The following is a 13,982-nucleotide window of genomic DNA, read 5'->3' on the forward strand; positions in this document are numbered from 1 at the left end:
GCCGCGCCGATGGTTGTCGGCGCACGGATATCTGCTGGCCGAAACCCGCCGCTGCTTCCCAACATAGGACGTTGTCGGTCAGGATCGTATGGATTCGGTACGGCACCGTTTTCAGCAGGTGTTCCAGGAATTCCCACGCCGTTCGCCTGTCAGCCTTATCGACGAGCTGGGTGACCGCGAACTTACTCGTGCGGTCGATGCCGACGAACAGGTAGAGCTTGCCTTGGGCAGTCTGTACCTCGGCGATATCGATGTGGAAGAAGCCAATCGGGTAGCGCTTGAAGCGTTGTCGCTTCGGCTTGTCGCCCTCGATGTCGGGTAGACGGGAGATGCCGTGCCGCTGCAGGCATCGGTGCAGCGCTGACCGCGTCAGGTGCGGGATCGACGGCTGCAACGCATAGAGGCAATCGTCGAGCGGCAGGAGTGTGTGGCGCCGGAATGCGACGATCGCTGCCTCCTCGGCTTCGGTCAGGGTCGTGGAGTGAGGGGCCTTCGGCCCGGTCTTTAAATCCTCAACCGTAGCTCGCTTACGCCACTTCGCCACCGTCTTCGGGTTGATCCCGAGCTCCCGGCTCAGCGTCGAGAGCGAAGCTTGCGATCGCTGTATTGCTGCTCTGACGGCGTGCGTGGTCGTGGCGCTCCCGTGACGTACCTGTCCCATGCTGCTTCCTTCCATTCTAACGAAAGGATCGCACCATCAAACCGTGGGATCAAACAGCTAGGGCGTATCACCAAGATGGGCGATAAATACCTTCGAACGCTGCTCGTCGTGGGCATGACGTCTCTCATCAAGCGCGTGAAGCGTAAGCCAGAGACAGCCGACCCGCGGCTCGTGGCCTTGCTCGCGCGCAAGCCCGTACGGGTAGCCACCGTCGCCATGGCAAACCACACCGCCCGGGTGGTCTGGGCGATCATGGTTCGTGGTGAGACATACCAGGCCGGGCATCAGCCCAGGCTCGCGGCATGACGATTTAGCTGGAAACCACCGAGACAAAGGAGACCAGCTTCACGATGTTGTAAGTGCGATGCGATGTGATGGCGAACCGGTCAGACCGGGAGCAGGGACACCCCAACGGCCGCTCAAGGCATAATAGCCTGTTGAACGAGATGGGACTCAGCTCGCGGACTCCATCAGGGCCAGCAGTCCTTCACCGGCTGCATCAACAGGCCGAACAGAGAGCTGCACCCGACCTAAGTCAGATCGTCGAATTACCCTTGCAACGCGGGAGCCATCCACAGAGAGTGGCAGGTTTCTGGTGCCGCCTTGAGGTCGCTGAGTGGCCGGAAGTGGGTCGTCGGAGCGACAGGTAACTCGACCTCACCTCCAGAATGCAGGTGGGACCGCACGTAAGGGGCGAGATAGGGACCGAGCCAGCGCGCCGCTGAGCCAGATGAGCTGCGCCTTTGACCCCCAATTCAACGTTACATCCCACCTTCCTTGCGATCGTGGTACCGCTTGAACACTTCGACGCGCTCGCGCGTATCTGCACGCGAAGGAACCATCGCACCCGTCTTATGCGAGCGCGCTCAGCTATGCCGCAGATCCCGTTTCGGCCTCGTCTTATGACGTGCTAGCCTCATGCGTTCGCGGATGTTCGCGGGGTCAGGACGGTGACGTGCATTCTTGGGCATCCGTAACTGCTCACCATGGACGGCAAGCGAGAAGGCGCGATCTACCTTCCGATAGCGACCATCTGTTCCGTCCGGATCGTAGTAGTGGATCTGAAAATTCGGCCGAAGGGAAAGCGCCTCTCGGTCGAACAGCCGGTGATGGGACGCGCACAGCAGCACGCCGTTGCGGACGTCCAATCGCCTGTTCTCATCGCAGTCTCCCCAAGGCACTATGTGGGCCGCTTCTAGCGCGTCGGGGAACGCCAGCCCGCACATGGCGCACCGCCTGCCGTATGCGAGAAGCAGCGCCCGCCGGAAAATCTGCTGCGCGACCCCCCGGTCCCGCACTCGGCGCAAAACGTCGACCGATTTATCAGGATCGTTCACGAGCTCCTCGGCGAACGAGTCTGCGGTCTCGTTCGGGCCGAAACCTTCAAACGGGTTGCCCACCAGATCCCAATTTTGTGCTGCGATTGCGTCGGCGGCCGCGGTTAGATCGTCGACATCCCAGGCGACAAAGCCTTCGCCAGGTACCCCTGTGTTCTTGCCGACGACGATCGCTGTTAGAGGTGACAGACGGTTCTCGATGCAATATGCCTGTATAGGTCCGAGTGCATAGCCGACGCTGAGGGGATTGGTGGCGATCACCGGCGCCACGTCGGTGTAGGTGAGCGTACGCCGCTCCGCGCCGGCCTTCGTAAGCATAGGCCAGATCACTCCGGCCGCATGCATCCAGTTCCGCCCTTCCGGCATAGCCAAGCCAATCTACGTATTGCGGTTCCGGAGACAACCGACGTGCCGAAGCGCTTCCTCGGCTCCCACGTGTGGTTTAACCTCTACCCACGGCGTGGTCACGCGCGGCGGCGCTCGGACTGGCCGAGAACCGCTTCGCGAAGTCGTACGTCGCGGGTGGTGTTTGCCTCTTGGGGGAATGAGCTTGGCGGAAAAGCACTGGCGTGGCGCATTCTTCGAGCCGACCACCTTCGCGCTCGGCCGCGTAGATGAATTGTTCGATTTCGCTTGGCCGACTGCGGCGGCGCTCTGGAACTTGCGCTGGCAGGTGCGCGGCTTTGTCGACGAGGTGCCCGGGGCCACACAGGAGCAGCTGAACGGCCGCTTTGCGGCCGGAAGCGGTGTGAGAGGTCTCAACCTGCGCAAGGTTTGCATCGATACTTCCTGGGATGATCAGCAGGAGACGTTCGCCGGGTTCATACTGACTAATGCATTCGCGGTGTATGAGCGCTGGTCGGACGACATGCTCGCACAATTCGGCGAAGCTCCGCCACGGTCGAACCATCCGCTTCAGCTCGACCAGCCGAGCGTGGGCGTGCAGGCTTGGGTAGCTGCAAAGCAGAGTGGGACCCAGCTTGCGGATACCATCAGGGCCTGCAGTCAGGAAACGGCTGCATCAACAGGCCGGACACAAGACTGCACCCGACCAAACCGCCAGATCATCAAATCGCCACTTGCAACGCGGGAGCCATCCACACAAGACGGTCCTCTCAACCCTCAACGACGCCCAGTTCTCGCCCGCTTATCTCGCCAGCAGGAAATACAGTTGGCCGCTGGTGGCCAACCTTATGAAGGCGTTCCGCTACTTCAAGCAGGCTCGGAACGCGCTGATCCACCGCGGCAGCATCGCGAACCAGATAGACGCTCAGGCCTACGCGGACTTCAAGCCCGTCAGCGGACGCGCGTCGTTGGGTATGAGCGGGGCGCTCGAGCACGAGCCCTTCATCGTCGGCCAGAAAGTCCGGCTCCGGCTAAGGGGCGTGGTCGGCTTCTGTGACATCCTGTTTCGCTTAATGCGAAGCATCGACGCGGAACTCTCACGCTCGGCTACTGCGGAGCAGCGCACGCGTGAGAGGCTGGAGCGGGGACGTGGCATCAGGTGGGTGCTGAGCAGCGACCCCAAAATACGCGCGCAACAGATTCGATCAATCTGCAGGGCGGGCGGGCTTCCGGGGCCCGTGGACCCGGAGGCTGTCCATCGATATATGCTTGACGAGGGATTGTTGAGGATGTGAGTGGCCACCGACGCGAGAGCACGAGAGCACGAGAGCACGAGAGCGTTTGCGACGACCAAGCTGCGGCGCGGTGGCGCCCCGAATCCGACCGCGAGACAGGGATAACGCGATCACGCCTAAGTCGGTAGGAGATCCGACTGCCGCTTCGGATCAAACTCACGACCTCAACCTCACCAAGGCTAAGACCTTCTTGATCTGAAAATCAACAAATCGAGCCGAGCCTCTGTCGTTCTGCTATCGATCAATCTAAGCAAAGATCCGATATAAATAGATGACGAGGTTCGGATAGCGGGCATGTGGCCTGAATGCCCCTTTTGCATAGATCAGCTCCCACCCTCCATACGCAACTGCCTCGAGAACTCGCTCGCAGCGGAGTTTATGTCTGCATATATATTTTCAGCACTGAGTCCAAGTTTTGCAAGTGCCGCCAGAACGCCGAACTTAGCCCAGCCGGGCAAGCGGAAGACGATTTCCGGCTCATACTCGGGGGTTTGGGGCACTTTGGCCGAATGGAGCGTCATGACGCTAGACTGTGTAACGGCACGCCGGTTTGTGCCCTCGACCAAAAGAAAGAACGGGCCGTCCGCCCATTCACCGAAGACGTCGAAATCTGTGGCGGGAACTCGCTGAAAAGCTGACGACTTCACCATGTAGATCACGCCGTCCGCGTTCTGATTGACGAGCCTAGTTGCAGGTTGAGCCGCAAAGAATAGTGCGACGAGCGGATTGGAGGTCCAGTCTAGCAGCGTTGTCGCGATCCCGTAATGTTGAGCAAGCGCCAGCCACTCTAGGTCAGAGTTTGCACGTTCGAATCTTCCGGCCATCGCTTTCCAGCGCGCGAGATGGTCGTTATTGCGGATGCCGTATGCGTTGGTGCGAAGCGCAGAAGGCTGGATTGCCCAGTCCTAGCTCGCTTGACCACGGAGCACGCTTTCAGCGTCGAGGCTGCCTGCGATCTCAGCGAGATACTGCGCGACAAGCTGGAAGCCTTCTCCAAGCTGACTTAATCGCTTCGTTGGTCGCTCCATCATTGCCAGAGACGGCGACTGAGGGGGTGGGACGCTGGTCACGACGACAGATCCTGGACACGCGTAAGCACGGCTTCTTCTAACAAGGCTTTTCACAGCAGGCGATATATTCATGAACCAACGTCCGCTTACGGGAAGGGCGCTGGCGCGGCTGAGTGTCTGGGTTTGGGTCATTGCTGAACACGAGCCGTTGATCTCCGTGGTATCAATGTCGGTGCGATAAACTGCGGACCCGATAACCGTCCGGGCTCTCTCGCCAGCAATAGATGGAGCGCGAGGCCCGCGATCTGATCGAATGCCACGCGGACAGTGGTTAGAGGGGTGGGCAAGCGACCGACGATCGGAATATCGTTATAACCGACGAGCGAGATGTCCTCGGGCACGCGCAGGCCGAGGTTGAAGAGCGCGGACATCGCGCCGATCGCGGTATTGTCATTCACCGCAAAAATTGCCGTCGGGCGATCGGACAGCTTCATCAACGTCAGGGCGGCATCGGTGCCGGCGTCTATGCTGAACGTCGATAGGACTTCAAGATCGGTGTCGGGGACCAGTCCCGCTTCGATCAGCGCCTGGCGATAGCCCGCGAACCGCCCGCGCGAATTTGAGGCATAACCCGGCCCCGCAATAATTCCGATGCGGCGATGGCCAAGGTCGAGGAGATGGCGCGTGGCAAGGTAACCGCCGAGTCGATCGTCGCCTACTGCCGAGGGACTGACCGAGTCGGTGCGCAGCGCCAAGACATAGGGGACACCGCGTTCCGCGAGAGTGTTCGGAAGGTCGTCGCCATCGCGTGCGGTCGCCAGGATCAGACCGTCAACACCGCGTTGCAGCAGAAGTTCGGCAGCCCGCGCCTCCTCCTCGGGGCGGTCGTCGGTGGTGGCGACAAGTGCCATGCGGCCGCTGCGCGTGCAGGCGCTCGCAATCGCCTCGTACAGCATGGCCATTACCGTGTCGGTCAACCGCGGGACGATCACGCCAATGGTCATCGTTTGGCCACGCCTCAGGCTCGCGGCGGCGCTGTCGCGGACGTAGCCGAGTTCGGCCGCCACCCTGCGTACCCGGCGGGCGGTCTCGTTATCCGACGGCGGCAGGCGCTCGTCGAGGATACGCGAAACCGTCGATTTCGACACGCCGGCGGCATCCGCAACGCTGTGCAGCGTGATCCGGGTCGTACGGCTATCGGTTTCCAATGGTATTCTCCTGCAACGCCATGCGGCGAAGCGTTCTCTTCCATCGCCTCAATGCCCGATCGACCCGATTGACACCAGAGTCATCAGCAACGATAACGGGAACGTTCCCGCTAACGATCCCATAAGCTAGCGAGGCGAAGCCTTAGGAGAGAATGATGAGCCTTCATGATCCTGAAACCCGAGTCGCAAACCGTAATGCACCCGAAAAAGTGATGGACTTGCGCGGCCTTAATCCGGCACCCGTTACCGTCTTCACGACTGATGGCCAGGTCGATTACGAACAGAATGCGAAGCTGGCGAAGTGGCTGGTTTCGGTCGAAGGCGTGAAGAGCCTCGTCATCCTCGGCCATGCCGGCGAGGGTACGTTCCTGACGCAGGACGAGCAGGTTAAGCTCATCAAATGCCTCGTCGATGCGGTCGATGTGCCGATCATAGCTGGCATCACTGGCGAGGGAACCGAGGTCGCCGCACAGGAAGCGCGACGCGCTGCGGATGCGGGCGCGATCGGCGCGCTGGTCTATCCAAGCCATGGCTGGCTGCGCTTCGGCTATCAGGACGGCGCGCCGCAGGATCGCTACAAGGCGATCTACGAAGCCTCGGGTCTGCAGTGCATCCTGTTCCAGTATCCCGACGTTACCAAAGCCAATTACAACCTGAAGACGCAGCTAGAGCTCGCAGCGCAGCCGGGCGTTGTTGCGACGAAGAACGGCGTGCGCAACATGAAGCGCTGGGACACCGAGATTCCGGTCCTGCGCAGTGAATTTCCCGAACTGCAGATCCTCACCTGCCATGACGAGTATCTGCTGCACACGATGTTCGACGTGGACGGTGCGCTGGTGGGTTACGGCAACGTCGCACCCGAGTTGCTCGTGAAACTAATCGAGGCGGGCAAGGCCAAGGACTATGTCACGGCTCGCAAGCTGCACGACCAGCTGCTGCCGGTGACCAAGAATATTTATCACCGGGGTAGCCACATGGAGGGCACTGTTGCGCTGAAGATCGCCTTGCGCGCCCGTGGCATCATCGACAACGCGACCATCCGTTCGCCGCTACTCGACCTGACGCCACAGGCGGAGAAGGAAATCGAGGCGGCGCTGCGCGAAGCGAGCATCATCTGACAACTCGAGAGCCACCTCGGCGGCTCTCAACGCCGGGGCGGCCGGATCGATGATCCGGTCGCTCCATCCCACACTAGAGCAGACGCGCAGCGGATGTCCGTGAATGCGTGCCGTTGGGAGAGGTTATGTGAACGCTACACTTGCGTCTGGTGCTCAGTTCGCCACGGACGAAACCATGTCAGCCGAGCAGGTCGACAGCGCGATGCTGATCTCGCGACTGGAACGGCTGCCGATCACCAGGCCGGTGCTGTGGGCACGGGGCTGCGTCGGCATGGCGACCTTCTTCGACGGCTATACGACAATTGCTCTCGCCTATGCGTTGCCGATCCTGTCGAAGGAATGGGGCCTTGCCCCCGCGACCACGGCAGCGATCATTTCGTCAGGCTATCTCGGTCAGCTCTTCGGCGCCGTGTTCTTCGGATGGCTTGCCGAGCGCATCGGGCGCCTGCCAGTTCTGGCCATCTGCATCGCCATCTTCGCAATCATGAGTGCAGGCTGCATATTCTCGTGGAGCGCCGGATCGCTGATGCTGTTCCGCTTCCTCCAGGGGATCGGGACGGGCGGCGAGGTCCCGGTCGCCAGCGCCTATGTCAACGAGTTGTCCGGTGCGAAGAAACGCGGGCGGTTCTTCCTGCTCTACGAATTGCTGTTTCTCGTTGGCCTGACTGCCGCAGGCGCGATCGGCTATCTGCTCGTGCCCTCCCTCGGCTGGCAATCGATGTTCATCGTTGGGATGATCCCGGTGCTGCTGGTCCTGCCGCTACGCTTCTTCCTATCGGAAAGCCCGCGCTGGCTCATCACCCGCGGTCGGCTGCGCGGTGCCGAGCACGTCGTCGAAAAGCTCGAGGCAAGCGCGGTTAAGCATGGCCAGCCTCTTCCCCAGCCGACGCCCGTCGTGACGACGGCCGCGATGCAGGCCAACCCCGCCGGATCGTGGCGCGAGTTGTTCAGTCCGCTCTACGGTCCGCGTACTGTTCTGCTGTGGGCGATGTGGTTCGGTGCCTACATGATCAACAACGGCCTGCTGACGTGGCTGCCGACGCTGTATCGTACGGTGTTTGACATGCCGCTCAACCAGGCGATCGGGTACGGCTTTGCGATGTCGGGCATCGCGCTGGTGGCGTCGTTCATCTGCGCGCTGACCATCGACAAGGTCGGTCGTCGCAATTGGTACACGGGCGCGTTGCTGTTCGCTGCCGTGCCGCTGCTGGCGCTATGGCTGCTGGGTGCAGCGACACCGATGATGGTGTTCGCGCTGGCGACGCCGGCTTTCGCTGCGCTGCAGACGGTGACCTATTCGCTCTATCTCTATTCGGGCGAACTCTATCCAACCCGGTTGCGTTCACTGGGCGCAGGGCTCGGCTCGGCGTGGCTGCGGGCCGGGTCGATCACCGGTCCGTGGGTCATCGGCCTGATCATGACGACCGGCTCGGTCGCTCCCGTGTTCCTCACCTTTGCGATCATCGCCGCGGTGACCGGTCTCATTGTCCTGCGTTGGGCACCGGAAACGACGGGGCGGCCGCTTGAGGAAGTCTCTCCTTAAGTCTGGCGGGGAGGGCGATGTGCCCCCCTCGTCGCCAACCAACGTCTCCCATCCCGATCGCCGGACTGCCGCCCTCAGACGTGCAGCCGGCAGGAGAGTGCCCGTGAAGAATGCCATGCTCTGCTTCGCGCCCTGTCTAGTCGATGCGTTCGCATTTCCCATGCCCGCCCTGGCTCAGATCAGCCCGGCTCCGACCAAGCCCGCCGATCAGCTCGAGACGGCTCAGCCCAAGGCGCCCGCTAGTCGCCCGCCCAGTTCCACCAACTTTCCCAAGCCGCAGGTCCAGGCTCCGAGCCAAGGTCCGATTGCCAGGGGGCCGCTCGCTAAGGTTGGCCGGTCGCTGGCAGATCGCGGCATCTATCTGAAGCTGCTGGCGGTAGACGAGTTCGCCGGCAGCGTGACCGGCGGCCAGGGGCAGGGGACCGGCAACTCCTATGCCATCCCGTTCGGGTTCGACCTCGACCTTGACCGGCTGGTCGGATGGAAGGGGGCGGCGATCCATTACAGCATGAACGTGTCTAAGGGATCGTCGCTGGCGGCCGAGCACACAGGCAACGCAATTAGTTTCCAGACGCGCTACAAGACCTTTCAGAATCTTCGCCTCGCCGCGCTCGCGCTCGAGCAGAACCTGTGGGGCGGCAGGGTCAACATCTCCGGCGGACGCGTGGCGCCGCTGACCTATTTTAACGCATCGAACCTGTACTGCACGTTCCAGAGCAACTCGGTATGCTTCAATCCGGCGGTGGTGCCAATTCAGGATCGCGCGCTTGGCTTCTTTCCGTACAACACATGGGGCGGCCGCATCAAAGTCGCGCCGACCAAGTCCTTCTACGCGCAGGTGGGCGTGTTCGAGGCGAATACGTCGCTGCTGCCGACCAACGGGTTCCACTGGTCGACAAAGGGCGCGACCGGCCATCAGACGGCAGTTGAAATCGGACTTCAGTCACCTGATGCAACAGCGCCGCACGCCTATCACCTGCGGATCGGCGGCTATGGCAATACGTCCGACGTTGCCGACCCGTATCTCAACACAAGCGGTCGGTCACGCATCGGGCCGGGCAGTGCGGGCGGAACGGCGCTGATCCACGACGGTCAGAGCGGCGCTTACGTCATGGGCGACATAGTCGCGACGCGGATGGCCAGAGATCCGAAGCGACCGATCACCGTCTTTGGCGGCGTGATTAGTTCGACCAAGGACTATGTCCCCTTCAAGGCGCAGGTTCTGGCAGGGGTTATCGTGACCGGCCCGTTTGCGCACCGGCCGCAGGACACGCTGGGCCTGGTCGGCAGCTATATCCGCTTAGGCGACCGCCAGCGTCAGTTGCTGCAGGCGTCGCGTGCACTCGTCGGCGGGACCGACCGCGTACTTCCTGCTGAAGGCGTGTTCGAACTGAACTACGGGGTTGCGGCCTATCGTGGCGTCCGCATCAGCCCGAACGTGCAGTATATCATCAGTCCCGATAATTTCCTCCTTCCGCGCGCAGCAAAGCGGTCGGGCAATATTTTGGCATTCGGACTACGGGCATCGTTCGACGCGGCAGCCCTGCTCGGCCTACCCGCGCAGCGGTGAAACTGAGTGCAATGCCCAACATTCGCGCCACTGCGTTTGTCTTAACGAATGTCCAATGTTGGGGAGCGGAATAGATGCCCCGAACGGCAGATTATGGGTCGTCGTGGCGGAGGGGAGGGCGGCCGGTATCGCCCAATCGGGGACATTTAGCCTCGGCGGGCGCTTCGGTTCCAGCGATGGGACTTGGCCTCCACGCAGGAGTTGCCACTCGCTGCGATACCAGCGACCACCGCTCAGCCCTCTTTTGCAGCGCTAACGATCTTTCGTCATCGCCGCGAAACGAATTAGCGGTGTTAACGTGGCTCCGCCACAATGAGCGCAGAGCGGGTTCAAGAAGCGAGATGCGTGATGCCTAGACCGGCTACGGAAAGACGGGTTAAGGAGCTAACCTATATCGCCAACTTCCTCTTGGTGCTTTCCCTCTTTCTGCCAGTTTACGTTGAAAACAAACGCCCCGACAGCGTTGTTTTTGGCTTCCATATGCTGGTTGCCGGGGCATTTGGGCCATTGATTTATCAGTTTGGCTGGATTGCTAACATAGCTTTGCCGATGGCTGCCGGTTTGCCATCCTCAAGATGGCCCCGTTACGTTTGCACTTTCGCCTTCATCAATTCTCTGTTTTGGACGAAGGTCGTTGATGACGTTGCCGAACGTCAAATTACCCATTTAGTCGGCTACTACGCATGGATGGCCGCAATAGGTATTGGCGCTCTATCTCTGGTGTATTTGCAACGCGAAACCAATAGATAAGCTTGTACTCATTTCAGTGGCTATGCTGATGCGTTGAGGCGTCCATGCCGGGGGCGCTCGCTTGATCTCGAAGTAGCCAAGATCGCCCGGAAGCAGACAGTCCGCTTTCCAATTCGTAGGATCACCTGGCTGTCGAAAGGCGTAGGATCACTACGATCACTGCACAGGCAATCATTGCCCAACCGGATCGGCGTTGCAGCGTCTCGCTGTTTTTGCGAGCCAGCCACTGCAGCCATTTGGGCCCCACGGCGATTTGGTCTTCGGTTACGATTAAGCTTTGAGTCCCAAAAGTCGTTTCCGCCAGGAGCTCGGTACTTTGATAGGATGCAGGTAATGCCCTTGCTTACTAGCCAATCACATATCTCCATACCTTCCAGACCGACAAAGACCATTTGGAAGCCGCCACCCGGAAATACGACGATAGCCGTGCCGGTATTTTCTGCTTTTGGCAGCACGATCGTCATCGTCGGGTCGGCTATGTTGAGAATCGCTTGCGATGTGCCCCCGGCCGCAGCGGCGTCGTCATACGTATGAACGCTTTCGGGCGGCTGCGGCCGGAACGTGCCATCCGGCGCCGCGCCTGGCCAAATCCTAGTTTGCTTCAGCCCTCGTGGCGCTTGCCAAATACCTGGTGTACTTGGCAGCGTCTTTTCTGTGGCAGATGTTGTCGCATTAGTCCCTGCGACGGCTTTCACCGCATCACAAGACGGGCCAGCCATCATCGCCGCACAGAGTGCGATCCTGTATAGGCGCAACATCAAGCCCTCCCAGCGTACCTCATGATCGCCGCACTTTTAATTTCCTGCAAGCGCATAGCTGTCGCTTGCCGAAACTCGGGTAGTCCCACAATACCATCCTTTTGGGGACGGACCTGGGGCTATCAGTCAACGAGCCGTTCCCAGCGTATCGTCGGCTGCTTCGAACATGAACGAATGTCGGATGTCGGGAAGCCGGCGGGGGCCTGTGGATGACCGTTTCTGGGTCACATGGCGGCGCCATGTATTCGGTCCATCAGCTTATTGCGCAGCGCTATAACGCTCCCACCTACTCGGTATTGGACAGAATAACGTGGTCGCTTGATCCTGCGCATAATACAGGAGAGGACCGCAGGTGATCGGCTTCAGAGTGTTGACCCGTGGGAAGGTGGTTTCCGCCGAGTTGGTGGCTCGAGCGAGAGCGTTGCCCGTTGCGAACCTGAGCGATGCAATGGCGCGTATCGTTGCTGGAGGTTCGCGCCTCAGGCCGATGCACTCGGGCCGGATCATGGCAGGGCCAGCGCTAACAGTTAAAGCGCGTCCGGGCGATAATCTGATGATCCACAAAGCTTTGATGCTCGCGCACCCAGGTGACGTGATCGTAGTCGACGCCGGGGGCGACCTAACCAACGCACTGATCGGCGAGATCATGGCGGCGGAAGCCGTCGCGCGGGGGGTCGAGGGCATGGTCATCAACGGGGCCATACGCGACAGCGAAGCAATCCGCTTGGGCGACTTCCCGGTGTTCGCCGCCGGCGTGACCCATCGCGGGCCTTACAAGGATGGTCCCGGCGAGATCAACGTAGACATCGCGGTCGACGGCATGGTCATCCAGCCCGGCGATCTCGTCATCGGCGATCGCGACGGGTTTCTTGCTGTCCCACTCGCCGACGTTGAAGCGGTGTGCATGGCTGCCGCGAAGAAGCACGCTGTCGAGGAGCAATCCCTGGCCAATATCCGCGCCGGTCTGCCGCGGGATAAGGCGTGGGTCGACAAAACACTGGAGCGGCTCGGCTGCGAAATCCACGTCTGAGGACTGCGGCTGATGTTGGGCGATGCAAGATAGCTTTGGTTGATGCGGGAGGCGCTGGCAGCGCCCGGCGGGGAGGGTAGGCAATGACACTCGGGTGGTACTCGGCCCTATCCAAGGTCGAACGGCGTACTTTTCTGGCTGCGTTCGGCGGGCTTGCGCTGGACGCGATGGACAGCACGATGTTCGCGCTGCTCACCCCGACATTGATCTCTGTGTTGGGCATTACACATCCAGAGGCCGGACTGTTCGCCACCGCGAACCTCGTGAGCGCGGCGCTCGGCGGTTGGATCTTCGGCATCGTCGCCGATCGTATCGGTCGCGTTCGCGTCCTGCAGATCACCGTGTTGCTGGTGGCCCTGTCGACCTTCGCGGCCGCCTTCGCTGAGGACTTCTCGCACCTGCTGATCGCGCGCGCGATCCAGGGCTTCGGTTACGGCGGCGAGGCGGCGGTCGGCGCTATTCTGGTCGCCGAGGTCGTCAAGCCGGCGATGCGTGGCCGCGTGGCGGCGGCCGTGCAGAGCGGCTATGCGGCTGGGAACGCCGTCTCCACCTTCCTTCTGCCGGTCATCCTCGGCTCTGCCGGGTCGGAACTCGGTTGGCGGATCATGTTCGCGGTCGGGCTGCTGCCGGCGATCATCGTGATCTTCCTGCGGCGCGGCGTGCCGGAACCCGCGTTGTTTATAGCGGACGCCGGGAGCAAAGCCGCGCCCACTCGCCCGAGTCCGTGGCTGATCTTCCAGCCACCTCACCTGCGGCAGACCCTTATTGCCACGTCGTTCGCCTTCGGCGCGCTGGGCGCGGCGTTCGTGATGATCACCTGGCTGCCGACGTACGTTCAGCAGGTGCTCGGCTTGCCGCTGAAGCAGATGGCAGGCTATCTCGCCATCAACATTCTCGGCTCCTTCTGCGGCCCGGTGATCTTCGGCCTGATCGCTGACCGGATCAGGAGGCGTACGGCTTTCCTGATCTACCTCGTCTTGCAGGCGACCAACCTCGTTCTGTTCACGCAGGCGCCGATCGGGATGGAGATGACGGTAGTGCTCGGCTTCTTCCTGGGCCTTTTTCAGGCGGGCATCGCGTCAGGCATCATGCCGACCTTTGCCGAACTGTTCCCAACCGAGATACGCGCGACCGGCGCTGGGTTCGCGCTCAGTGCTGGCCGGGGAATCGGCTCCGTGATCCCCGCTGCGGTAGGGTTTCTGTCGACCTCGATCGGTCTTGCCGACGCGATGGTCGTCGGCGGGGTGGCGGGTTACGCCATCGCGCTCGTCATCCTCATTTTCATGCCGAAGCGCGATGGCGTCGATCTCGCCGCCATCGATGCCGCAAGCCCGGCCCAACTGCAGCACTGACGCCT

Annotated in this window: 11 protein-coding genes and 1 pseudogene; 8 read left to right on the forward strand and 4 right to left on the reverse strand. The window is 61.3% G+C overall.

What is annotated here, in order from left to right; genetic code table 11:
- Positions 1–661: transposase family protein (locus tag AC07UH_RS20610; protein WP_495182066.1), on the reverse strand; the 661-nt coding region annotated here is incomplete at its 3' end.
- A gap of 51 nt (positions 662–712) precedes the next feature.
- Between AC07UH_RS20610 and AC07UH_RS20615 the strand changes: the two are divergent.
- Positions 713–967, forward strand: a pseudogene (locus tag AC07UH_RS20615) (IS110 family transposase); the annotation flags it as partial.
- A 560-nt stretch (positions 968–1,527) separates the two neighbouring features.
- Here AC07UH_RS20615 and AC07UH_RS20620 read toward each other — a convergent pair.
- Positions 1,528–2,316: an HNH endonuclease gene (locus tag AC07UH_RS20620; protein WP_495189982.1), complete on the reverse strand. Its 789-nt coding sequence runs from the start codon at positions 2,314–2,316 to the stop codon at positions 1,528–1,530.
- An 875-nt stretch (positions 2,317–3,191) separates the two neighbouring features.
- On the opposite strand from AC07UH_RS20620, the gene AC07UH_RS20625 reads away from it, so the two are divergent.
- Positions 3,192–3,638 carry a hypothetical protein gene (locus tag AC07UH_RS20625; RefSeq protein ID WP_495189981.1) on the forward strand — a complete coding sequence of 149 codons (447 nt, stop codon included), beginning with the start codon at positions 3,192–3,194 and terminating at the stop codon, positions 3,636–3,638.
- Positions 3,639–3,961: 323 nt separating this feature from the next.
- Here the strand turns inward: AC07UH_RS20625 and AC07UH_RS20630 are convergent, their stop codons facing one another.
- Positions 3,962–4,534 (reverse strand): FRG domain-containing protein, encoded by a 573-nt coding sequence (locus AC07UH_RS20630; RefSeq protein WP_495182067.1) that lies wholly within the window; start codon positions 4,532–4,534, stop codon positions 3,962–3,964.
- Positions 4,535–4,836: 302 nt separating this feature from the next.
- A complete protein-coding gene (locus AC07UH_RS20635) occupies positions 4,837–5,856 on the reverse strand; it encodes a LacI family DNA-binding transcriptional regulator (RefSeq protein WP_495182064.1) in 1,020 nt (339 codons plus the stop codon).
- 155 nt (positions 5,857–6,011) lie between these two features.
- On the opposite strand from AC07UH_RS20635, the gene AC07UH_RS20640 reads away from it, so the two are divergent.
- The 6 genes from AC07UH_RS20640 (at position 6,012) to AC07UH_RS20665 (ending at position 13,977) form a co-directional block, all read left to right on the forward strand.
- On the forward strand, positions 6,012–6,974 hold the full coding sequence (locus AC07UH_RS20640) for a dihydrodipicolinate synthase family protein (protein ID WP_495182063.1): 963 nt from the start codon (positions 6,012–6,014) through the stop codon (positions 6,972–6,974).
- A 103-nt stretch (positions 6,975–7,077) separates the two neighbouring features.
- Positions 7,078–8,517, forward strand: a complete 1,440-nt coding sequence (locus AC07UH_RS20645; protein ID WP_495182062.1) for an MFS transporter — start codon at positions 7,078–7,080, stop codon at positions 8,515–8,517.
- Positions 8,518–8,620: 103 nt separating this feature from the next.
- The gene (locus AC07UH_RS20650; protein ID WP_495182061.1) at positions 8,621–10,087 is read left to right on the forward strand and encodes a carbohydrate porin; all 1,467 of its coding nucleotides are present in this window, start codon (positions 8,621–8,623) and stop codon (positions 10,085–10,087) included.
- Between the two features lie 348 nt (positions 10,088–10,435).
- Positions 10,436–10,837 carry a hypothetical protein gene (locus tag AC07UH_RS20655; RefSeq protein WP_495193966.1) on the forward strand — a complete coding sequence of 134 codons (402 nt, stop codon included), beginning with the start codon at positions 10,436–10,438 and terminating at the stop codon, positions 10,835–10,837.
- Between the two features lie 1,125 nt (positions 10,838–11,962).
- On the forward strand, positions 11,963–12,625 hold the full coding sequence (locus AC07UH_RS20660) for an RraA family protein (RefSeq protein ID WP_495193967.1): 663 nt from the start codon (positions 11,963–11,965) through the stop codon (positions 12,623–12,625).
- Positions 12,626–12,708: 83 nt separating this feature from the next.
- Positions 12,709–13,977 carry an MFS transporter gene (locus tag AC07UH_RS20665; RefSeq protein ID WP_495182058.1) on the forward strand — a complete coding sequence of 423 codons (1,269 nt, stop codon included), beginning with the start codon at positions 12,709–12,711 and terminating at the stop codon, positions 13,975–13,977.
- Positions 13,978–13,982 lie beyond the last annotated feature (5 nt).

Source organism: Sphingomonas sp. GW821-FHT04B01 (genome assembly GCF_059420425.1).

Excerpts from the sequence above, each read along its gene's own strand:
- AC07UH_RS20620 (WP_495189982.1), bottom strand. The coding sequence starts at position 2,316 with ATGCTTACGAAGGCCGGCGCGGAGCGGCGTACGCTCACCTACACCGAC.
- AC07UH_RS20625 (WP_495189981.1), top strand. The coding sequence starts at position 3,192 with ATGAAGGCGTTCCGCTACTTCAAGCAGGCTCGGAACGCGCTGATCCAC.
- AC07UH_RS20640 (WP_495182063.1), top strand. The coding sequence starts at position 6,012 with ATGAGCCTTCATGATCCTGAAACCCGAGTCGCAAACCGTAATGCACCC.
- AC07UH_RS20645 (WP_495182062.1), top strand. The coding sequence starts at position 7,078 with ATGCGTGCCGTTGGGAGAGGTTATGTGAACGCTACACTTGCGTCTGGT.
- AC07UH_RS20655 (WP_495193966.1), top strand. The coding sequence starts at position 10,436 with ATGCCTAGACCGGCTACGGAAAGACGGGTTAAGGAGCTAACCTATATC.
- AC07UH_RS20665 (WP_495182058.1), top strand. The coding sequence starts at position 12,709 with ATGACACTCGGGTGGTACTCGGCCCTATCCAAGGTCGAACGGCGTACT.